Source organism: Paenibacillus sp. FSL R5-0766 (assembly GCF_037971845.1).
In the GTDB taxonomy this organism is placed as follows: domain Bacteria; phylum Bacillota; class Bacilli; order Paenibacillales; family Paenibacillaceae; genus Paenibacillus.
Genome location: NZ_CP150227.1, coordinates 3,200,594 through 3,220,599, shown reverse-complemented (window position 1 = coordinate 3,220,599; position 20,006 = coordinate 3,200,594). Strand labels below are relative to the sequence as shown.

Genomic DNA, 20,006 nt, shown 5'->3' with positions numbered 1-20,006 from the left:
GATAGAACTAACAGTATCTCAAATAATCTCAATTGAATTCCTCTCTCTCATCACGGACTTTTACAGAATTGTTACTTCGCTTCGTTCATAAATGCTCTAACATCTTCAGCTATTTCTTTGAATAACGTATGGTGCAAATAATGTGAACCATCCATAGTGATGACTTTCCCATGTACGGAATCTTTGATCTGCCCTTCATGCAACGGAATCCATCCTTCAACACCTTCATTATTTGCTTGTACAAAGAGAAGAAGTGGAAGGTCTTTAGGGAAGGTTAAACCTTGAGCACCTTTGAAATTGGAATAAATATGCCCCATCTCATTTAATGACGTGGGATTATACATGTTTTTATTCGAGATCATTTTCATCTGCTCAACTGTGTGATCGTCAAATGCCAGTCCCTCATAGGGGTCTGCATTCACTTTCATCATTAATCTTAAGAGACCTGTATTTCTGAGAAGCGCAAACGTTTTTAATGGGAACTTCGCATCTGTAATACTCGGTTGAGTGGATACACTACTGTCAATACCGACAAAAGCAGTCACCTCATCCGGATATTTGTTCACATAATCAATGCCGTAAATGCCTGCAATAGAGTGACCCATGAGCATGTACTGATGAATATCAAGTTGTTGCAGAGCTTCATGAATTTCACTTACGATATTCTCTGTGGTTCTTTCTTTTTCAGTTTCATCACTTAATCCATAACCGAATGGCTCAACAGCAACCACTTTGTAATATGGAGATAATTCATCAATAAGCAACTTGAAATCAAGCGCAGGTGTTGCTGTTCCATAACCGGGCAGAAGCACAATCGTTTCCTTGCCTTCACCTTGAATGAGCACATTCATATTTTTCCCGTCTACAGATACATGCTGACCGTAGGGCTCTATCTTTTTCGCCTCTGAATTACTACTAATCACATTGGTGATATAAACAATCCCTAGAAATAGAATAATTGCAATTAGGATTGCGCCCAGTACTTTAAGGATAATATTTCGTACCTTCTTGAACCTGGTTCTGTTCTTGGCTTTTTTTCCTTCTGGTTGTGTCACTCTGATCTTCTCCTGTCTTGAACTGTTTGTTCAGTTGTCTTCTCTGCTGCTAATGAAATCTTATCCAATGAAAATGTACTCTCCGTGACGTCAATATGAACGGATTATGAACAAGCTTATTAATATTTACCGCTGCGTCATAAAACCCCTGAATTTTTCAGCGATTTCTTTGGCATGGGAACGGTACAAATAATGATTTGCTTCCAGCAGCACCATTTCACCATGTATAGAGTTCTCTATTAACTTCTCGTGTTCGGGAACCCAATTGTCCACTGCCGGATGATTCTTTTGAACAAAGAAAAGAACCGGGAGATCGACTGGGAACGTTAACTGTTCAGCTGCTTTAAAATTGGAATACATGCTTACAATCTCGTTTAATTGAGTTGAATTAAACATGTTCTTTTGTATCAAAATGTTCAATTGTTCTTTGGTTTGTTCATCATACGGTAGCCCAGCATATGGATCATCACTCATTTTCAATTGCAAACGTGGGAAACCCAAGTTACGGTACCATGTAATCGGTACGATTTCTGATGCTTCAACCTTCTGTTCACTAATCGCTGGAACACTGGTGTCCAGCCCAACGTATGCACTTACTTCATCTGCATATTTGTTCACATAGTCCAGACTATAAAGCCCTGAAATGGAATGACCCATTAAGATATACCGATCAATATGTAGACTTTGCAGCGCTTCGTGGATTTCACTTACGATATTTGCTGTGCTGCGTTCCTTTTCAGTTTGATCACTCAATCCATAACCAAAAGGTTCAACCACAACGACTTTATAATAGGGGGATAGTTCTGAAATGAGTGGCTTAAAATCAAGCGCTGGTGCCGCTGTTCCAAAACCAGGCAGAAGCACAATCGTTTCCTCGCCTTCGCCTTGAATGAACACATTCATATTTTTCCCGTCTACGGATACATGTTGACCATACGACTCCATTCTTTTTTGCTCCGAATAACTACTGATTTTATTGATGGTATATACGATAGCTACAAAAAGTAAGATTGTTATAATGATTGCGCATAGTACTTTAAACAAAATGCTTAATACTTTCTTTGTTTTGCTTTTACTCTGTACTTCTTTGTCTGCTTGTTGATTCACATTCATCTGCTCCTATCCTCATCTGTATATTGGCCTAACAGGCTGCTAATGCAATCCTAATCAACAAAGATGTACTCCCCATGACCGTAATATGAACGGAATATGAACAAGCAAAAAAATACCATGTGTAACATACAAGGAAACTTGCATGTTACACATGGCATGAACATTCGGTTTAGATAATCCGATGGATATTCTATTCATTGGCCTAACCTGTGAGCCTAACTATCCGTTGGTGGATGGATGGGCAACGTGATCATAAAGGTCGTGCCTTGACCAGGTTCGCTTTCCACTCGGATGTCACCCTGATGAAGCGATACGATCTGTTTAACGATTGCTAGTCCCATACCACTCCCGTCGTATTTACGACTGTGGGAACGATCTGCCTTGAAAAAGCGGTCGAATATACGCTTCTGGTCTTCCAGGGGAATTCCAATGCCCGTGTCGGATATTCGAACAGTCACATTTTTGAAATCCTCTTCAATACAGACTTTAATCATACCGCCATCCTTGGAAAACTTGATGCTATTTCCGATGATGTTTGTCCATACCTGATTTAACTGGTCGTGATCAGCCGTTACCTTCACGTTCTCCAAATCAAGCTCGAAATGAATGTTGCGCGCAGACCATTGCGGCTGAAGTGCCACGATGACCCGCCGGATCTGTTCATCAAGGCTTAACGTGGTGAGCCGTAGTTGCTGTGACTGCGATTCAAGCAAACTCAGCTTGAGCAGGCTATCGCTCATTTTGGACATTCGTTTTGCTTCAGAGATGATAATATCCAGGTAACGGTTTCGCTCTTGTTCTGAGAGGTTTACTTGCTTCAGTGCCGAAGCGTAACCGGATATCGAGGTGAGCGGAGACTGAACCTCGTGTGAAACATTGGTAACGAATTCCCTGCGCATCTGCTCCAACTGCTTCAAATCATGCATCATTTCTTCAAAGCTGCGAGCCAACGTACCAATCTCAGTCGTTTGTTTAATGTTCAACTTGACGTTGAAATCTCCAGCTGCAATTCGTTTGGTTGCTTGTGTCAACTTCTTGATCGGTCTCACCAGATATACAGAAGCAACCAGGATTAACAAACTTCCTGTCATCAACGAACTGATTGCAAAGATCAAGCCCCACTTGACCACAAACGTGGCTGAGGGAGGTGAGAGTGTTTCCAAAAACATCGCTTTCGTTCCCATCTCCGTTTTCAAAGGCAACCCTAAAATCACCGTAGCGATCCCATCCCTCGTATCTTGAACAACGCCACCAGCTAATACTTTCTTTAGTTGCTCACTCGTCACAGCAGCAGACTTATGTCCGTTAAGTTTTCCGTAAGACTCGAACTGACCGGAAGCTTCGTAAATTCGGATATGATAGGAATTGAGCTGCTTCATTCCACTTACGTACAAGTCCGCTTCACGTACTGGGAGGATCTTATAGATCTGCACAACGTCTTGGCCAAAATTACGCAAGTTAATTTGAGCGTTTTGGTTCAATTTGTCCTCAAATATCCAGGTAGACACAAAAAATGAAATGACCGTACCAGCGATGACAGACCCCAGAAAGGTCAGGACCACACGAATATATATGGATCGGATCATTCGTAGACCTCAAGTCTGTATCCTAGCCCACGCACCGTTTCAATTCGAAAATCAGGTGTAGTTGCAAATCGTTCGCGCAGACGTTTAATATGTACGTCTATCGTTCGATCATCTCCGGCGTAATCAATACCCCATATCTGATCGATTAATTGCTCACGTGTATAGACTTGGCCTGGTGTTCCAGCAAGCTTATACAGTAATTCGAACTCCTTAAGGGGCAACGTAAGCGACTCCGTACCTCTCATCACCTTATACGTCTGACGGTCCAGAATGACGTTGCCAAACTGGATTGTGTGTGTGGAGCCGATTTTGTATCGTTTCAGCAATGCTCGGACACGAGCGGTAAGCTCCAATGGATCAAACGGTTTGGTCAAATAATCATCCGTTCCCAATTCGAATCCTTTCACCTTCTCCCAAGTCTCTCCTCTCGCGGTCAACATGAGTAGCGGGAGGTCTGGATTGGCTCTTCGGAGTTCCTTACACAGTGCCCAACCGTCCATAACAGGCATCATAATATCAAGCACAACCAGATCCACTGGAGTTTCGCCATACACGGTGAGAGCTTCCTTACCGTCCGCAGCTTCCACTGTTGTGAATCCATCGTTTTTGAGAAATAGACAGACGAGTTCACGAATGTTCGCATCGTCGTCTGCAACGAGTATAGTAGCCATATGTTTTTTCTGTCCTCTCCGTTCTTGCTTATAGTATATCCACAGCAAACATCATATGTTCTTTCAACGTTCCCTGGATTGGCACAGGCTGTGACCCATTCTCCTTAAATCCTGCTTTTTGAAGGACACGGATGGAACCTGTATTATCGGGCACAGCGCCAGCTTCGATTCGATTAATTTCAGTTTCGTGTTTGGCAAATTCCATTACACATTGCAGGGCTTCGCTCATATATCCTTTTCCTTGATGCAGAGTATCCGTCACATAACCAACGATCCATTTTGGGGTAGAATCCAGTATGATCTCAAACAAAGAAATTTCACCGACGAGTTCATCCGTTGTATGTAGAAAAATACCAAAAGAATAGCGATTTCCTTCTTCTCTCTTCTTGTTCCAGCTCTCAATGAGTGACCTTTGCCCTTCCAAGCTGTAGAAAGACTCGTCCCGATCACTTGCTGATATGTTCTCGATTTCCGCACGGTTGCGAACCTGTAAATCCAGAAGCAATGAAGCATCATCCACATTCCAAAATCTCACATAGATACGTTCTGCACTATATTTCATCACATTATCCCTCCTCTATTAACGTTAGGTGCAATTGTAGCATGATTATATCAGGTCATTATAAGAGTACGAGCGAATCAACGAGAATTGTTTCGCCAGGAAATGTGGTGAATATGGCATATCATTACGCAACCAGGCAACGATGGTTCCAATAAGGGCCGAAGAACCGTACCAGATTGCAATCTCTTTGTGAATGCCGGATTCTTCGAGTTCATCTTCCATCTCTACCCGATCAATCTTAGCTTTGACCAGCGTACTTAACAATTTGAGCAGTCGTTCGGTAAAAATCGGTGTGCGTTTTGTAGCAAGAACCACCTGATAGAACGAGGCGTTCTCTGCAAAATGCTCCAGTAACTTGACTAGAACAGGCCAAGACTCTTCCGTTCTTTGTTTCTCAAAATGAGGGGCATATTCATCCACGATCCGTTCAATATGCTCAATCATCTCATCCGCCATCTTCTCCATCATATCCGTAATATCACGATAGTGCAGGTAGAAGGTTACCCGATTGATTGTCGCTCGTTCGGCAATTTTGTTGACTGACAACTTCTCAATATCCATTTCCTGCAGCAATTCAACAAATGCACCTCGAATTAACTGACGTGTTCGCAATATTCTTGGGTCCACGGCTGATTTCTTCTCGTCTTTCACGTGTATCCCTCCCATCAGATTTTAAACATTACAATTTTAAACAAACAGTCGTTTATTTTTGATTTACACAACAAATTCATTTTATTTGTAAAATAAACGACGAAAACACGTCATAACGTAAATTGTAATCTGTCCGAATATGTATATAATTCAATAAATACAATGTAAACTATACAACATGTTGTAAATTTAGTCACGTGTGGATTGAAAGGATGAAAAGGATTGAGTCAGGCTAGAGTACAAGAAGAATTATCCGTAAAGAAAGGCCCCATCCTGTTTATCATGATTTTGGGAGCCTTCCTTGCAACGTTGAATCAAACGATCATGAGTGTCGCTACACCGGAACTGATGGGTGATTTTAATATCTCCGCGGCAACAGCACAATGGTTAACGACAGGTTACATGCTGGTGAACGGGGTGCTTATCCCGATCACGGCCTACTTCATGCAACGCTTTTCAACCAAGCAATTATTCCAAGCTTCCATGTTTATTTTCCTGATTGGTACCATCGTATCTGCTCTTGCAGATAACTTTGGCACATTACTGACAGGACGTATGATTCAAGCAGCGGGTGCCGGCATTATCATGCCGCTCTTGATGCACGTTATTTTGACCTTGTTTGCTCCTGAAAAACGAGGATCTGCAATGGGTATGGTTGGTTTTGCCATCATTTTTGCCCCTGCAATCGGGCCTACCCTTGCCGGTTATATCCTCGAGAACTACTCTTGGCAAACGATGTTCTATGGCATGATTCCCTTAACTCTTATTGTCATTGCTTTTGCGTTTGTATACCTGAAGAATGTATCCGAACGGGTCAACACAAAGTTCGACACAATCAGTGTGGTGCTCTCCACGATCGGATTTGGCGCATTACTCTATGGTTTCAGCAGAGCAGGAAGTCTGGGATGGTCAAGTGCAGAAGTTCTTATCTGCATTGCGGCTGGAATCGTTTCGCTTGCCCTGTTTACATGGCGTCAGCTCGTGTCTGAAACTCCGCTGCTTGATCTGCGGGCTTTCAAGTACAATATGTTCTCCCTGACCACGGTCATCAGTATCGCGATTACAATGATCATGTATGCTGACATGATGTTGCTTCCCTTGTATCTCCAGAACGCACGTGGTTACACTGCACTGGAGTCCGGATTATTGCTTCTGCCAGGTGCGCTTGTCATGGGCTTCCTAATGCCAGTAGCTGGAAAATTGTTTGACCGATTTGGAGCGAAATGGCTCGCTGTTATCGGGATGGTGATCACCATCGTAACAACAATTGGTTTCATCGACTTAACGGATTCAACCAGTTATGGTTACCTGGTATTGATGTCTACCGGCCGCCGAATTGGTATGGCTCTGCTCATGATGCCGATTCAGACTGCGGGACTTAACCAACTGCCACCAAGACTTGGTGCACACGGTACAGCTATCTCCAACACCGTCAGACAAGTGGCTGGTGCTGTAGGTACTTCATTACTCGTAAGTGTCATGACCTCCCGTACAACGGCACACGTACAGGATATGATGGCGACTGGTGCAGCCAATGGTCTCAGTCAAAAACAGCTTGCTACAGAATCCATGATCCAGGGTATCAATGATGCTTATGTTGTTATCATCGGTATCGCTGTTGTGGGATTGGTCCTTTCCTTCTTTATCAAACGCACCAAACAAGCCAAAGAGGAAGAAATCAAACAGGTGGTAAGACAAAAAATTTCCATGAATTCATATTAAGGTGTCCAGCTTCATACTTGCCTGCATAACAAAGCGGCAGATCTAGACGTATACGTCTGATCTGCCGCTTTTCGTTTGTATCCTCCGTATGAACCTCTCTTCTACCCAACGATCTTCACTGGCAGATGGGTCAACGACTGCCCCGGAGCTGACGTGGCCAGATTATTCTCCAGATCAAAGGACTCCACCGGTTCAATCCGAGCAATCTTCTCCACAAATTCTGTCAAGGCAATGCTGAGTTCCATTCTTGCCAGCGGGGCCCCTAGACAAAAGTGTGGGCCATTACCAAAGGTAAGATGTCTTTTGTTATTACGACGATGAATATTCAGCTCAAAGGGGTCTTCAAACATCTGCTCATCCATATTGGCTGCACTCATCCAGGAGATGACAACATCTCCTTTTTTCAAATCCACTCCGAGCAGTTGATTATCCTGCTTTACTGTCCGATGCCGCTTGGCATTATGGAACCTATAACGAAGCATTTCTTCCACTGCGAGCGGAACCCATTCGGGGCTCTGCCTGAGTTGGCCATACAAGCTCGGGTCATCGTAGAGGAAGGAATAGAACGTATTTGAAACCATATGACTCGTTGTCTCTATGCCGGCTCCGAGCAGAAGCATGGTCGTGCGAACAACCTCATCCTCCGTGAACTTTTCACCTTCAACATCGACATTTAACAGATCGGTAATGATATCCTCACCAGGATGAGTCCGTTTATGAACCACAATAGGATACAGGAATTGATAATACTCTTGCGCGGCAGTTTGTTTTTTCAGTTCACTCTCTTCAGCCGTCTTTGGATTGGTGGGTTGAAACAGAATATCTACCCAGTTCTTGAAGCGATGGCTGTCTGTAAGAGGGATGCCGAGCAGATCCGCCATCACCATGGAAGGCAGCGGAGCAGCTAATGCTTGTACGATATCAATGGTCGTATTCGGCTCAATATCGGCTACCAGCTGCTCTGCAATGTTGCGAATTCGTGGCTCCCAGTTTTTCAGACTACGCGGTGTAAAAGCAGCCGATAACAACGAACGACTTTTTTGATGACGGGGAGGATCGATACTTGATATGTTTAATTTGTCTGGAGGTGTACCTTCATTGTTCTTTGCTCCAACGGCAATGGTTGTCCGGGTTCCTTCGGCTGAAAAATACTCATGATTACTGAGAACCTGCTTCACATCATCGTATCTGAACACATTCCAGGTGTCTGTATCTTCGTGATAGTACACAGGATGCTCGGACAGCATTTTTCGAAACCAGTGAAGTGGGAAAAACTCTTCAGATCTGGACTGAAACCCCGTGATGTCCTCAACACGTATCACTTCTTTATACATTTGGAATCCACCTCTCAGCATAGTTTCGTGATTGGTTACATGGGTACCTGAATTGACAGTTCAGCACCTGATTCCATTTTATACCATGAGTTCATTTATTGATATAAACCATTTGAACAAAATCAGAAAAACCCCTTAATATAAGGGGTTTTCGTTTTATACGTATCGTATATTATTTCTGTCGATGTCTCAGAGAGATAATCCATACGAGTCGATCAATCGCCTAGTTTCGCTAATGCTTCCTGTAGTTGCTCCAGTTGTTGAGACAGGGTTTCAATCAAGTTCTTCGTTTGGCTTGCCTTCTCCATTAAGACTTGCTCTTCAGAATTGTCTTCGGATACATTCCTGATTAGTGATGACTTCAATTCCGACAATTCGCTTTTGTATGTTTCTTGTTTCTCCAAAGCTATGCGCAGTTTTTCTTTTGTCGTACCGATCTGATGCTCCAGATATACGATATCGGACGAGTTCGCTCCAGCGGATACACGTTGTGAATATGTCATGACTCACCTCTTTCAATTTCATCCATTGCTTTGCCAACAGTGTAGGGCTCAATATCGATATCCAGCTCCATGCCGAGAGCTAGTTTCGCCAGTTGACTCCCGATAAAAGGACCCATGGTCAATCCAGAGGCTCCAAGTCCATTTGCGGTAATCAGACCTTGCCATCCTGGAACACCCCCCATTACTGGTAGAAAGCCAGGTGTGAACGGACGGAACCCAACCCTTACTTCTTGGAATGTGCTATTGGCTAGCCCCGGTGCCAGTTCCAGACCTTTATTCAAAACTTCCTGCATGCCCCCTGCAGTTACTCTTGTATCGTAACCTTCCACATCATTTTCATGAGTGGCACCAATCACAATCTTCTGTTGATCAAAGGCCAGCAGATATTGGTCAGAAGGTGGCATGATCACAGGCCAGCGGCCTGTATCCTCCCCATCCGTGACATGTAGATGCATAATTTGTGCCTTTTGATAATGCACTTTAAAGTGTATGCCGAGTGGCTTCAGCAGTTCGTTGGCCCATGCACCTGCACAGACAACGACTTCATCTGCCAGGAAACTCTGATCATTAACACTCACACCAATGACCCGATTTTCTTCGAATTGAAGCATGGCGTCTCCATGGATCACTTCCGCTCCATTTCGCTGTGCAGACCGGATCAAGGCATCGCGCAGCGCCCTTCCATCTATACGTGCAGCACCGCTGATATGTACCGATTGATAACGTTCATCCAGTAGAGGAAAACGATCACGGGTTTCTTTGGCATCAAGAGGTGTAATGTCACCAATCTCCGGTGCATCTGCTTTGCGTAGATGGGCCCGCTCTTCCATCTTGTTAATTTTGTCCACATCCGTATGAATACTAAGCGCACCCACTTGAGCATAACCAGTTTCCGTTTCTCCTTCGCCTTCAAGCTCCGCTATGATGCCAGGATAGAACCGCGCACCAGCCTTGGCAAGCTGATACCAGTCCTGATTACGTCGCTGTGACAGCCATGGACAGATGATACCGGCAGCTGCATCCGTAGCCTGCCCTATATCTTTTCGGTCTACGATGATTACCTCTGCGCCCCGCTTGGCTAATTGATAGGCTGTTGATGCCCCCAGAATACCCGATCCGACTACGATGACTTTCTTCATGTTTGCATCCCTTTCTTTAATCACTCATTCCTTATAGCGTATACCGTTTCGCATTCTGTTGGCAAGGCAGGCCATACTTTTAGATCCATAAATAGAGGATGATCAGACCACAGTTCATACTCATTCATCCAATTAATAATCGTTGAAGCATTTATATGAAAACGTTTTATATATTGCCCGTCATTCAATTAAAATTATTCCATTTATGTAATATAATTCTTTCTAGGTTTCTTTTAACGCTGTAACCACGCCACTTACGCACATGATCCTTTAACGAAAAGAGGAATAACACGACGATGCCGAAACCTAGTATGGGGAATCCGCTGGATACCGATATGCCGCTCATGATTACAGGGCAAAACCAGTTGACCGTTGATGAATTGATGAATTGGAGCGACCATTCACGGGATTACAGCATTGTACAGTGCATCGGAGGAACAGGGCGAATCGCAGCAAAGAATCATGAATTTTCGATCAAAAAAGGGACCGCTCTCATTTTGTTCCCGGAGGTAACCTACCGTTACCACAATCTGAGTGATTCATTACGATTTGATTGTCTGTCTTTCAATGGCTATTTGTTGCCACGGTTCTTGCATACCTTGCAGATCGGGGAGCTGCGCGCCTTCAAGCCGGATGGAATGCTTCATATCCTGTTGCGTGAAATTACGTTGGCGCTGCAGTCCCGGCACAAGGATCAGATCTGGCACGTATCCGCATTACTGTACATGCTTTTGGTCAGATTAACCATTGAAGGTGAACGCTATAGTGCTTACGAACGTTCTGATGCCCGATTAAGATTGGATGAACTCATTACTTTTATCAAACAAAATTATCATCAGGATATCTCTCTCCCCATGTTGGCTGAGCAGATGGACGTTACCGAACAGCACCTGAATCGGATATTCAAAAAAGAATTTCAAATGACTCCATTGGAGTATCTGATGCGATATCGGTTGTTGAAAGCCAAGGAAATGCTCATCGAAAATGCCGCTACTACCGCTCATGAAATAGCCAAAGCCGTTGGTTTCAACAGTGCCAGTTACTTTGGATCAGTGTTCAAAAAATACGAAGGGATCTCCCCTATCGAGCTACGCAAGCAGTATCTGGATTAAAGCGCCTCCATATCGATCTCGGCCAGCGAGGATAACCGCAGTTCATGCATGGCGAATTCCAGACCACGCGTTACCTCGTTAGGCACGATGATACAACGAATACCTGCTGCATTGGCTGCCTTCAAGCCATTAGGTGAGTCTTCGAACACAATCGCTTCGGAAGCCTCGATCCCAAGACTCTGGAGAGCAAGAAGGTACAGTTCAGGGTCCGGTTTCACTCGTTTCACATCCTCGGATGTATGAACGACTGTGAAATAATCGAAAATGCCCAATTTCTGCAAGTAACCATGCACCCAGTCCCGTGTAGAGCTGGAAGCAACCGCAAGCTGAATCCCCTTTTCCTTCGCAGACTGAAGCAATTCATACACCCCTGGAAGAATGGTGGCCTGTCCCAAATAGACTTCGTATTTTTGTTCAGAGAGCAGTTTGATATGATCATGATCTATCTTTTTTTGGAGCGCTTGCTCCAGATACAGAAATGGATGAAATTCCTCAAAGGATGTCCCCACATTTTTCGACCATAGCTCCAGACCAAGTTCAACTCCGTGCTCTTCATAAATATCCCGAAACGCATAATACCAAGGTGTCTCTGTATCCACAATGAGTCCATCAAAATCAAAGATAAATGCTTTTACCATGAACCTGTTCTCCCTCCAGTGATCGGCCAGGGGAGCGGATTAGAAACGTGCGGTCAAGTCCGGATGAGTAACGTTCACGGATAAAAAGTGACACGTACAGCCCGTTCCAGTCGGCGACTGAACAACTAATCCAGCTCGAAGTTCCCCTTGTAACGGCATGCCGAAATAACGAATTAGTTTCCACTCATCCCCATCGGGTGAATAAAAGAATGATATGCAGCCCTCTACTTTGCGTATACGCAGATAGGGATTAGGTACGGAGACTTCCACCGAATTGCAATCATCGGATGAACCATCACGTGTGACCACTGACACGATGGTAGGTGCTTTTCCATCATACTCAAAACAAATTTTGCACCAGTTACGATCATCCGCCATCACCATCAGACATCCGGAATCATATTGATTTTTCATATCCACGGTTAACTGGGTTGTGATCTCGAAGTCCTCAGGTACAGGCATGGACAGGAATGGTGCTGTTGCACGAATGTGCTTACCCGCAGGGTCCTGGAAAAAGTCGGTGTCCGCCTTCGCTTCCACCAGCACACCTCCCTGATCGGTATAGGACCAGGTTTCGGGCTCGTTCATCCAGCTCCATTGTTTCCGTGCTTCTGTTGTCATTACGTTAGTCATTTGTTAGCAGCCTCCCAAGTTAAATACTTTTTAGTTCATATGTTCTAGTTTTTTCTGTACTACATATTCGCTCCAAATACAGTAAACCCCTTTTTCTACATATTTTTGTAAGTCTCCAGCACTTGGGAGTGCTTTTGCGGATCTGGCAGGAAGAACATGATGACCATGAGTACGACATATAGACCAAGAATGACACTGAACAACAGTGTTGGATTGTGATGGTAGAGCAGGCCCGTCAGGTATCCGGATGGAATGGCTGTAAGCGTCATGACGGTCTGTACGGCCGAGAACATATCCGCTTTCTCATGCGTACCCAATCGGTTCATCAGCAGGGAATCCCGGTACGTCTGCAAAATGAAGTTACCCGCAGCGAGCACGATTAGCGTGAGAAACAACATGCCTATATTCCCCACAGGAATCAACAGAAACAGAATGGCTCCAGCCGTGCTAAGCACGATGGAAAAACCAACATACTTTTCTTCGGAACGCCGTTTCAGTCTCGGAATGATGACCAGATAGAGCAACATGACGGTTACCGCAGTCACTACTGGGATAAACGAAATGACACGGTCATCAAACTTTAACTGTTCCTTGAAGAAAATGACCTGAAAGAAATTCAGCTGCAAGATCAGATTGGATAACACCGTGATCAGAATAATCGGAAAAAGTCTTCGTTTGTAGAACGATTTGCCAAACAGGCGCAGACTGGAACCCAAGCTCTGAAGCACGCGGGTTTTACTATGCAATCCCATAAGTTCCTTGCCGACCTCGGTCTCATCCGTGTATCGGTTACGAATGAAGAACATGGCGGTCATGAGAATGCCTCCGACAAAGTAAATGCTGGCGAGTGTAGGCACAATACCATAATCAGCAATGACCACCCCGGCAATCGGCGTGAGTACCCCGGCCCCTGTAATAATCATGTTGAGAATGGCAAACACCTTGGATCGTTTGTGTTCCTCCACATCCTCTATGATCAGACAGTTAAAGGCGACCGTTACAAACTTGGATGTTGCATTCAGTAAATAAGCGATCAGAAACAGCCAGAAGTTCTGGGAGAAGGCCCAGATGAACATGGGAACACTCCAGGCAAGCAGATCAAAGATCAGTGTTGTTCGTTTCCGGCCCAGCTTATTCGTAATGGAACCCGCAAACAATTGAAAGATAAAGGCAAAATAAAGATTCACCGAATTGATTAAACCGATTTCTATGTCCGAAAGTCCGGCTTCCTTCATATATAAAGGAGCGTAAAAGAGAACGATCGTGCCCGGAATGGCCCATACCGGTTCAAGTAAAATGGAGTAGCGTGGATTCTTCGGCAAATCTTGAAGCAATTTCAATCGATATCCCTTCCTTCTGCGGTTTTCACCGCTGCGAATTCCAACTTCTCGCAGCGGCAAACCCGCTAATGTCTACATGCTTATAGTACCTCTTATAGGATAAGAGCTGTTTTGACCGAATTCATCGGTAACTTCTCTCCAGTATGCATGTCATAACCAATCGTTCCATTAAAGGCCTGTTCATAATCACTCAGCAGTTCCTTGGCTGTCACCATCTGTTCCAGTTCCGGGATGCTTTGGGCAAATTTTAGTGCCGTACTGATCATCGAGTGATTTGCCACCGCGCCAATGATACTAATGCCATCATTAATCACGGCTGTTGATTTGAACGTCACCTCATAGCTGTCGTCATATCCCATCGGAATAATTTTGCCGCCTTTGGCAATCAGCTCAAACCCTACATGAAGTTGGTTACCAACCGCGTCCACTACAATATCAAACTTTTTGTTATTATTGATCTCGTATACTTTATCCAGTGTCAGATCCTGAGGATAAAACACATGATCCGCGATCCCTGAAGCGAACTCTTTGCGGTATGGATCAACTTCCGTGCCTACGGTAAGCCTTGCCAATCGTTTGCTAACTAGCTGACACAGGGAACCGATTGCACCCGAACCGAGGACCAGTACAGAGTCACTTGGCTTAGTCCCTGCTTTCATGAACGTCTGAAGTACACATCCCAGTGGTTCGATCATCATGGCCGTTTCCCAGCTCATGGAATCCGGAATGGCATAGATATACTTTTCGTCCCCAACAAAATATTCAGCAAAGGTTCCGTGTGTCGTCATCCCTACTTGATAGTCATCAAAATTCTCGCAGTAGATGAACAGACCCTCGCGGCAGTATGAGCAGGTACCGCAAGATTGCGTGGGATCAACCAATACCCGATCACCGATCTTGAAACCACGAACTTCGTCGCCCACCTCAACCACTGTGCCTACGCCTTCATGACCAATGATCGTTCCTTTATTTGCCGGCACTTTGCCTTTGACAATATTCAGATCTGTCCCGCAGATGCCGGAACCATAGATTTTAATTTTTACCTGGTTTGGCTTTTGAATAGTTGGCTCATCAATCTCCTGGTAAGTCACCTGTTTGAGATCCTGATATACGAGTGCTTTCATTGAATAATTCCTCCTAGTCGATTGTCGATTATGATCTATGGATTAAGCTTCAAACGTTTTCGAAAGTTGCATCGCATGAAGATGTTCCTGCTTCTGAATCTCTTTCCAGTCTGACAGGATCTGCAACAGCGCTTCCTCGACCCACAGCAATTCTTCCCGTGTATGGGCATCGGAGAAAATAAAGTAACCTTTGGTGAAAATGCCGAAGTGAGCCATTCTCTTCACCATGAACTCGCGGAAAGGATCTGTCTGGAAGTTATCTTCAGCCAAGGATTGAATGCAGAAGCTTGCATACGTCCCCTTCACTTCCAATTGATCCGTCAATCCGAGCAACACAAGTTCAGATGCCAGACGATCCATGATCCGGGTTGCCGGATCTCGCCAAGTCGGCCATACTTTCGCATTTTTCATTAATCGTTCACAGGCGATAGCTGCCGCGAGCGCTGTCGTTTCGCTGGAATGGGCATTACTGAATCTGACCTGTCCTGACAAAGACATCAAGTGCTCCGGACCCATAACCGCTGCGAGCGGTAAACCGTTGGCCATACCTTTAGAGATACAGAGCAGATCAGGCCAGATGTCATATTCTCCTGCTGTAGCCTGCTTGCCCATTCGAATACCGGACGTTACCTCATCGAATATGATAATGATGTCCAGAGACCGACATAGGTTTACGGCTTGCTCCAGCGCGTCCTTTTTCCACTCGTTGGGGCATAGAACAATACATGCGATATCCTCGGGAGATGAGGTAATCTGAGCCTCAATTCGCTCCGTAGTTGGCTTGTTAACCCAGATCGTTGAACGCTCGATATCCACCGGTATGCCACGTTCTTTCGTCTGGCCACCATAATAGCCATAGGCAGACCAGTCGTGCCACCCATGATAAGCTGTCGCAATAACCTTGCTTTTGCCACTAGCGGCACGGGCCAGACGCACGGCCCCACTCACTGCATCGGCACCACTCTTGGTGAAGCGCAGCGATGGATAACGACCCTCGAACCGCTCCAAAATCAACTCCGCACATTCAAGCTCAATGTCGGCAGGCAAAGAAAAGCTTGTCCCTTTTTTCAACTGGTGAATGACGGTTAATTGGACTTCATGTCTGGCATGGCCCCATGGCGCCGTACCCATGGCCATCTCACAATCCAGCCATTCATTCCCGTCGATATCTGTAAATCGGGAATTATAAGCCTCTGCACAACATACGGGGGTATGGCCCGGAAATAAACGTTCAGGTGCTTTGGCTAAAGTGCTGCATCCGCTCGGAATTACCTTTTCGACTTGTTCCAACCACTCCAGATTACGGGTAAATCGTACGGCACGATCGAGCGTGCTCTCTTTTTCTTTCACCTTAAGTACCTCCCTGTTTTTTTTCGTTGTGAGTGAATTACCGAACTTTGGTTCCAGGCCAGCATCCATCGTAGATGCGATCCATCGTGATCACATTTCCATACAGGTCAATGATCAGATCCTTGGCTCGATGAGCATGTCTCATCTCAATCCAGTAGCGGTTCTCCAGCAAACGGGCGAAATTGTCCACCAAAAACAGTAACCGGTTCTCACTATGAATCAGTTCCTTGCCCAGTACCTGTGGCAGCCAGATGGCTCCGTTGGAATTAAAGCGGTTTGAATAGTCCCGTACTTCGGCTACATTTGCAAATTCGGCTTCCTCCAGCTTGGTCCAGAATGTATCGGCATCACTTCGGACCTCGGCAAGGTCAATCCCGACAATCGGCAGATGCTGGTATTCTTCTTGGCTTTCCAGCTGTGCTTTCAGATGACTGAAAACGAAAGGCCACACATCAGCCTCGATTTGACCGCCCCACTTTTTCCAGAAGCGTGCCAGATTGTTCTTGCGGTTGAAGTTGCGGTGAATGCCGCTGCTGCGTTCCCAGTGATATGCTTGAATATTCGGGTTAATAACCGTATCGTATCCGGCAGCTCGTGCCCGCATCTGATAATCAAAATCCTCGTACCCGTTAAAGAACTTCTCATCGAGGTTGCCGATCGTCTCGTACACCTCCCGCTTCATGCCAAACATGGCAAACACCACCAGTTGAACAGAGAAGGTTTCTTTTGGGATATCATCAGGAGATGCGTTCAGGAACAGGTGTCGGCCGATGGTGTCCGCAAAAGCAATGCCGCAATGCTGCACGCCTCCTGTTTGCGGATACAACAGAACGCCTCCAATCATGCCAATCGTAATATCGCTGTCCAGTGTCTCTTTCATCATCGGTTGCCAGTTCGGTTGAAGAATGGTGTCGGAATCCAGGAAGAAAATATACTCTCCCTTGGCAAGACTGAGTGCGCTATTAATCGACACGGCGCAACCGAGTGGAAAATCATGCTGAAGAATCTCGATGGTCACACCTTCTCTTACTTCTTGCTTCAGTTTATCCAGATGTTGAAAGACTGCTGAGCCGGAACCATCGTTGATGAAAATAATCTGAGTGGATGGGCTTACCGTCCGGAGTAGCGAATCTGTGAACAAGTTCAAAATGTTATAGTCCTGGTTGACTGGCACAATAATGGTGTAAAGCATGGAATCCCTCCTGATTTGGGTTGATGGAATGAGTACATAAGCTGATTCGAACTGCACAATTGCTGGTGTTTCTGTCCGGCCCCCTCACTTGAATATTTTGTCTTTATTTGGTAATGATTTGAATCTACTAGAAATTTATATCATTTTTTGTAAACTGGAAATCTTAAATTCTGAACGCTGTTAATATTTGAATATGTGAGAAAATCAAGTCTTTGCAGCTTGCGCACTGAGAAACGCTGGTGTGAACGCAAAAAAACACCCTCAACGAGTCTGTGTATCTACCGATACAGTTGACTTTTTTGGGGTGTCATTCGTATTAAAATCTATTGTTTTTCATTGGATAGGCCCTGACCTAACGCTGCTTAAATCCATGATAAAACGTATCCACCACAAGCGCGGGGGCTGCTTTTCTCGCGATATGACCACTTACAACCTGCTGCCACGTCAGGAACATGATGGAATACAGCACATCGACAATCCAGGTTTTATCAAGATCGGAGCGGAAATAACCTTTCTGTTGTAACAGACCGACCGCATGGAGTACAGGTTCTCTCAGTTTCAGATCCGCTCCCTCAATCTCGGGATTATAGTTAATGGTGGTGTCATGAGCCAGAAAATAAATTTTGTCGCCTAATGGAATCAGCGCCTCGATCAGCTCAGGTATGTACTTTTCACAGTGCTCCTCATCCAGTTGGATTTCTTTCATGGTCTCACTGACCACCTCGATTGCGCGTAATCCGAGATATACCATAAGCTGTTCGCGGCTTTCCACGTATCGATGTAACGTAGCGATCCCGATTTTTGCAGATTCTGCAATCTCATTCATAGAAGCATTCGGTTTTTCAATCAGCAATTTGGTGGCCTCGTCCAAAATGGAATGAAGCCTGGTTTGTTTGATTGTTGTCATTTCCTTTTTCATTGTATTACACCTCTTGGCGAATTAGTCTACAATTGATCTAGTCATCCATCAAATGATTGGATGAGATTATAAAATTATAGCATACTTCCTCACGAGTAATACTAAAAGCCGCCATTTGGCGGCTCTTAGCATCGTTATTTTTCCCGTTACTTACAGTTCGATGATTCTCGTTGCAATATTTGCACAAAATTCACGATCATGCTCTACAAAAAGCAGGGTTGGCGAGTATTCCAAGAGTAAGTCTTCGATCTGCATACGTGAAATGACATCTACAAAGTTGAGTGGTTCATCCCAAATATGCAGATGAGCTTTCTCACTAAGACTTTTGGCAATGAGCACTTTCTTTTTTTGACCTGCGCTAAACGTTGAGATATCTTTCTCCAATTGCAGTCTGGAAAAATCCAACTTTCGAAGTATCGATTTAAACAGGCTTTCATCAATCCCCTGTGTGGCCGCATACTCAGATAAATGCCCTCCGAGATCAGATGTGTCCTGCGATACATACGAGATTTTAAGCTGATGATCCTTACGGAAAAGACCTGTATATGAAATATCTTCACCACAGATCAGTTTAAGAATGCTTGATTTGCCAGATCCATTTTTACCGTACAGGGCAATACGATCCCCTTTTTCAACCGTGATACTGACATCCTTACACACCGTATTGGAGTCGTATGATATCGACACATGTTCCAATTCGACAAGTTCATGCTTGTGAAAATCCAGCTGATGAATCTGTAGACGTTCTGCACTCTCGATATTTTTGAGAAGTTTGGATTTTTCTTGAATCGCAGATTGCTGCCTTTGTTCAATATTTTTGGAACGTTTCATCATCTTGGCAGCCTTGTGCCCAATATATCCTTTACGACATGGGTCAAGGCAGCGCAGCCTCGATCTCATCTTCCATCCCCGTACCGTTAAACCACTGTGTTTTCTGGCTTACACACCTCACGGAACATAGGCATCCTGTACCTCAACTTTTCGTTCATTCCCCATCGCAATGTATCTTACGTTAATGACATTTCCTTTCTGAAAGTGGGGAATATGTGTGATTGGAATATAAGTCTCTACAATTGTTGGGAAGGTGCGGCCGTCAACTTGGGTTACAGTCAAATCCAATCGCACGCCAGGCCTTCCATCCATACTGGATGAAGTCTGTACAATATCATGAATTATTGCTTCTGCTGGAATTCCGTCCATCAGAATGCTCTTGCGAAGATGATGTTGCTCTTTATTGTTACGTAGCAGTCTAAATGCCATAATTGTAGTGATCGTGCCGGTTATAAGCCCAATGACAATAATAGCAACAATAAAAATTAATGTGACTGTCATGATAACCTCCTTTTAGTTGAAACTTATGTT

At 44.7% G+C, this 20,006-nt stretch carries 19 protein-coding genes and 1 pseudogene; 2 read left to right on the top strand and 18 right to left on the bottom strand.

Annotated features, from left to right (window positions below; genetic code table 11):
• Window positions 1-71 precede the first annotated feature (71 nt).
• From MKY66_RS14020 to MKY66_RS13995, 6 genes are all read right to left on the bottom strand, one after another.
• Entirely contained in the window at window positions 72-1,055 is a 984-nt protein-coding gene (locus MKY66_RS14020; RefSeq protein ID WP_076211886.1) for an alpha/beta hydrolase, read from the bottom strand.
• Between the two features lie 126 nt (window positions 1,056-1,181).
• Window positions 1,182-2,168, bottom strand: a complete 987-nt coding sequence (locus MKY66_RS14015) for an alpha/beta hydrolase (RefSeq protein WP_076211884.1) — start codon at window positions 2,166-2,168, stop codon at window positions 1,182-1,184.
• Window positions 2,169-2,383: 215 nt separating this feature from the next.
• Complete coding sequence (locus MKY66_RS14010) at window positions 2,384-3,754, bottom strand: HAMP domain-containing sensor histidine kinase (RefSeq protein ID WP_076211881.1); 1,371 nt, start codon at window positions 3,752-3,754, stop codon at window positions 2,384-2,386.
• Window positions 3,751-4,425: a response regulator transcription factor gene (locus MKY66_RS14005; protein ID WP_076211879.1), complete on the bottom strand. Its 675-nt coding sequence runs from the start codon at window positions 4,423-4,425 to the stop codon at window positions 3,751-3,753. Before MKY66_RS14005 ends, MKY66_RS14010 begins: the two co-directional genes overlap by 4 nt.
• A gap of 28 nt (window positions 4,426-4,453) precedes the next feature.
• Complete coding sequence (locus tag MKY66_RS14000) at window positions 4,454-4,987, bottom strand: GNAT family N-acetyltransferase (protein ID WP_076211877.1); 534 nt, start codon at window positions 4,985-4,987, stop codon at window positions 4,454-4,456.
• Between the two features lie 45 nt (window positions 4,988-5,032).
• Window positions 5,033-5,638, bottom strand: coding sequence for a TetR/AcrR family transcriptional regulator (locus MKY66_RS13995; protein ID WP_076211875.1), 606 nt, complete (start codon window positions 5,636-5,638; stop codon window positions 5,033-5,035).
• Between the two features lie 282 nt (window positions 5,639-5,920).
• Here MKY66_RS13995 and MKY66_RS13990 point away from each other — a divergent pair, with 282 nt between their 5' ends.
• Window positions 5,921-7,360 carry a DHA2 family efflux MFS transporter permease subunit gene (locus MKY66_RS13990; protein WP_076212129.1) on the top strand — a complete coding sequence of 480 codons (1,440 nt, stop codon included), beginning with the start codon at window positions 5,921-5,923 and terminating at the stop codon, window positions 7,358-7,360.
• Window positions 7,361-7,461: 101 nt separating this feature from the next.
• Here MKY66_RS13990 and MKY66_RS13985 read toward each other — a convergent pair whose 3' ends face one another.
• The 3 genes from MKY66_RS13985 to MKY66_RS13975 all read right to left on the bottom strand — a co-directional run bounded on the left by MKY66_RS13985 (window position 7,462) and on the right by MKY66_RS13975 (window position 10,336).
• Window positions 7,462-8,694, bottom strand: a complete 1,233-nt coding sequence (locus MKY66_RS13985) for a cytochrome P450 (protein ID WP_076211873.1) — start codon at window positions 8,692-8,694, stop codon at window positions 7,462-7,464.
• A 215-nt stretch (window positions 8,695-8,909) separates the two neighbouring features.
• The gene (locus tag MKY66_RS13980; protein WP_076211871.1) at window positions 8,910-9,197 is read right to left on the bottom strand and encodes a hypothetical protein; all 288 of its coding nucleotides are present in this window, start codon (window positions 9,195-9,197) and stop codon (window positions 8,910-8,912) included.
• Entirely contained in the window at window positions 9,194-10,336 is a 1,143-nt protein-coding gene (locus MKY66_RS13975) for an FAD-binding oxidoreductase (RefSeq protein ID WP_076211869.1), read from the bottom strand. The genes MKY66_RS13980 and MKY66_RS13975 overlap by 4 nt, the downstream gene beginning before the upstream one ends.
• Before the next feature lie 296 nt (window positions 10,337-10,632).
• On the opposite strand from MKY66_RS13975, the gene MKY66_RS13970 reads away from it, so the two are divergent.
• Window positions 10,633-11,448 carry an AraC family transcriptional regulator gene (locus MKY66_RS13970; RefSeq protein WP_076211867.1) on the top strand — a complete coding sequence of 272 codons (816 nt, stop codon included), beginning with the start codon at window positions 10,633-10,635 and terminating at the stop codon, window positions 11,446-11,448.
• Here the strand turns inward: MKY66_RS13970 and MKY66_RS13965 are convergent.
• From MKY66_RS13965 to MKY66_RS13925, 9 genes and pseudogenes are all read right to left on the bottom strand, one after another.
• A complete protein-coding gene (locus MKY66_RS13965; protein WP_076211865.1) occupies window positions 11,445-12,086 on the bottom strand; it encodes an HAD family hydrolase in 642 nt (213 codons plus the stop codon). The two genes, MKY66_RS13970 and MKY66_RS13965, sit on opposite strands and share 4 nt — an antisense overlap.
• 39 nt (window positions 12,087-12,125) lie before the next feature.
• Entirely contained in the window at window positions 12,126-12,719 is a 594-nt protein-coding gene (locus MKY66_RS13960; RefSeq protein ID WP_076211863.1) for a DUF1349 domain-containing protein, read from the bottom strand.
• 95 nt (window positions 12,720-12,814) lie between these two features.
• Window positions 12,815-14,041: an MFS transporter gene (locus MKY66_RS13955; protein WP_339807163.1), complete on the bottom strand. Its 1,227-nt coding sequence runs from the start codon at window positions 14,039-14,041 to the stop codon at window positions 12,815-12,817.
• Window positions 14,042-14,151: 110 nt separating this feature from the next.
• Window positions 14,152-15,183, bottom strand: coding sequence for an alcohol dehydrogenase catalytic domain-containing protein (locus tag MKY66_RS13950; protein WP_076211861.1), 1,032 nt, complete (start codon window positions 15,181-15,183; stop codon window positions 14,152-14,154).
• Between the two features lie 42 nt (window positions 15,184-15,225).
• On the bottom strand, window positions 15,226-16,533 hold the full coding sequence (locus MKY66_RS13945) for an aminotransferase class III-fold pyridoxal phosphate-dependent enzyme (RefSeq protein WP_076211858.1): 1,308 nt from the start codon (window positions 16,531-16,533) through the stop codon (window positions 15,226-15,228).
• Window positions 16,534-16,570: 37 nt separating this feature from the next.
• Window positions 16,571-17,725: a glycosyltransferase gene (locus MKY66_RS13940; RefSeq protein WP_017688647.1), complete on the bottom strand. Its 1,155-nt coding sequence runs from the start codon at window positions 17,723-17,725 to the stop codon at window positions 16,571-16,573.
• 352 nt (window positions 17,726-18,077) lie between these two features.
• Window positions 18,078-18,644, bottom strand: a complete 567-nt coding sequence (locus tag MKY66_RS13935; protein ID WP_036608234.1) for a helix-turn-helix domain-containing protein — start codon at window positions 18,642-18,644, stop codon at window positions 18,078-18,080.
• Window positions 18,645-18,794: 150 nt separating this feature from the next.
• Window positions 18,795-19,508 (bottom strand): annotated as a pseudogene (locus tag MKY66_RS13930) (ATP-binding cassette domain-containing protein); the annotation flags it as partial.
• Window positions 19,509-19,592: 84 nt separating this feature from the next.
• Window positions 19,593-19,976, bottom strand: coding sequence for a hypothetical protein (locus tag MKY66_RS13925; protein ID WP_076211856.1), 384 nt, complete (start codon window positions 19,974-19,976; stop codon window positions 19,593-19,595).
• Between the last annotated feature and the right edge of the window lie 30 nt (window positions 19,977-20,006).

Excerpts from the sequence above, each read along its gene's own strand:
- MKY66_RS13990 (WP_076212129.1), top strand. The coding sequence starts at position 5,921 with ATGATTTTGGGAGCCTTCCTTGCAACGTTGAATCAAACGATCATGAGT.
- MKY66_RS13925 (WP_076211856.1), bottom strand. The coding sequence starts at position 19,976 with ATGACAGTCACATTAATTTTTATTGTTGCTATTATTGTCATTGGGCTT.
- MKY66_RS13975 (WP_076211869.1), bottom strand. The coding sequence starts at position 10,336 with ATGAAGAAAGTCATCGTAGTCGGATCGGGTATTCTGGGGGCATCAACA.
- MKY66_RS13940 (WP_017688647.1), bottom strand. The coding sequence starts at position 17,725 with ATGCTTTACACCATTATTGTGCCAGTCAACCAGGACTATAACATTTTG.
- MKY66_RS14005 (WP_076211879.1), bottom strand. The coding sequence starts at position 4,425 with ATGGCTACTATACTCGTTGCAGACGACGATGCGAACATTCGTGAACTC.
- MKY66_RS13970 (WP_076211867.1), top strand. The coding sequence starts at position 10,633 with ATGCCGAAACCTAGTATGGGGAATCCGCTGGATACCGATATGCCGCTC.
- MKY66_RS13960 (WP_076211863.1), bottom strand. The coding sequence starts at position 12,719 with ATGACTAACGTAATGACAACAGAAGCACGGAAACAATGGAGCTGGATG.
- MKY66_RS14000 (WP_076211877.1), bottom strand. The coding sequence starts at position 4,987 with ATGAAATATAGTGCAGAACGTATCTATGTGAGATTTTGGAATGTGGAT.
- MKY66_RS14015 (WP_076211884.1), bottom strand. The coding sequence starts at position 2,168 with ATGAATGTGAATCAACAAGCAGACAAAGAAGTACAGAGTAAAAGCAAA.
- MKY66_RS13980 (WP_076211871.1), bottom strand. The coding sequence starts at position 9,197 with ATGACATATTCACAACGTGTATCCGCTGGAGCGAACTCGTCCGATATC.
- MKY66_RS13985 (WP_076211873.1), bottom strand. The coding sequence starts at position 8,694 with ATGTATAAAGAAGTGATACGTGTTGAGGACATCACGGGGTTTCAGTCC.
- MKY66_RS13965 (WP_076211865.1), bottom strand. The coding sequence starts at position 12,086 with ATGGTAAAAGCATTTATCTTTGATTTTGATGGACTCATTGTGGATACA.
- MKY66_RS14010 (WP_076211881.1), bottom strand. The coding sequence starts at position 3,754 with ATGATCCGATCCATATATATTCGTGTGGTCCTGACCTTTCTGGGGTCT.
- MKY66_RS13935 (WP_036608234.1), bottom strand. The coding sequence starts at position 18,644 with ATGAAAAAGGAAATGACAACAATCAAACAAACCAGGCTTCATTCCATT.
- MKY66_RS13950 (WP_076211861.1), bottom strand. The coding sequence starts at position 15,183 with ATGAAAGCACTCGTATATCAGGATCTCAAACAGGTGACTTACCAGGAG.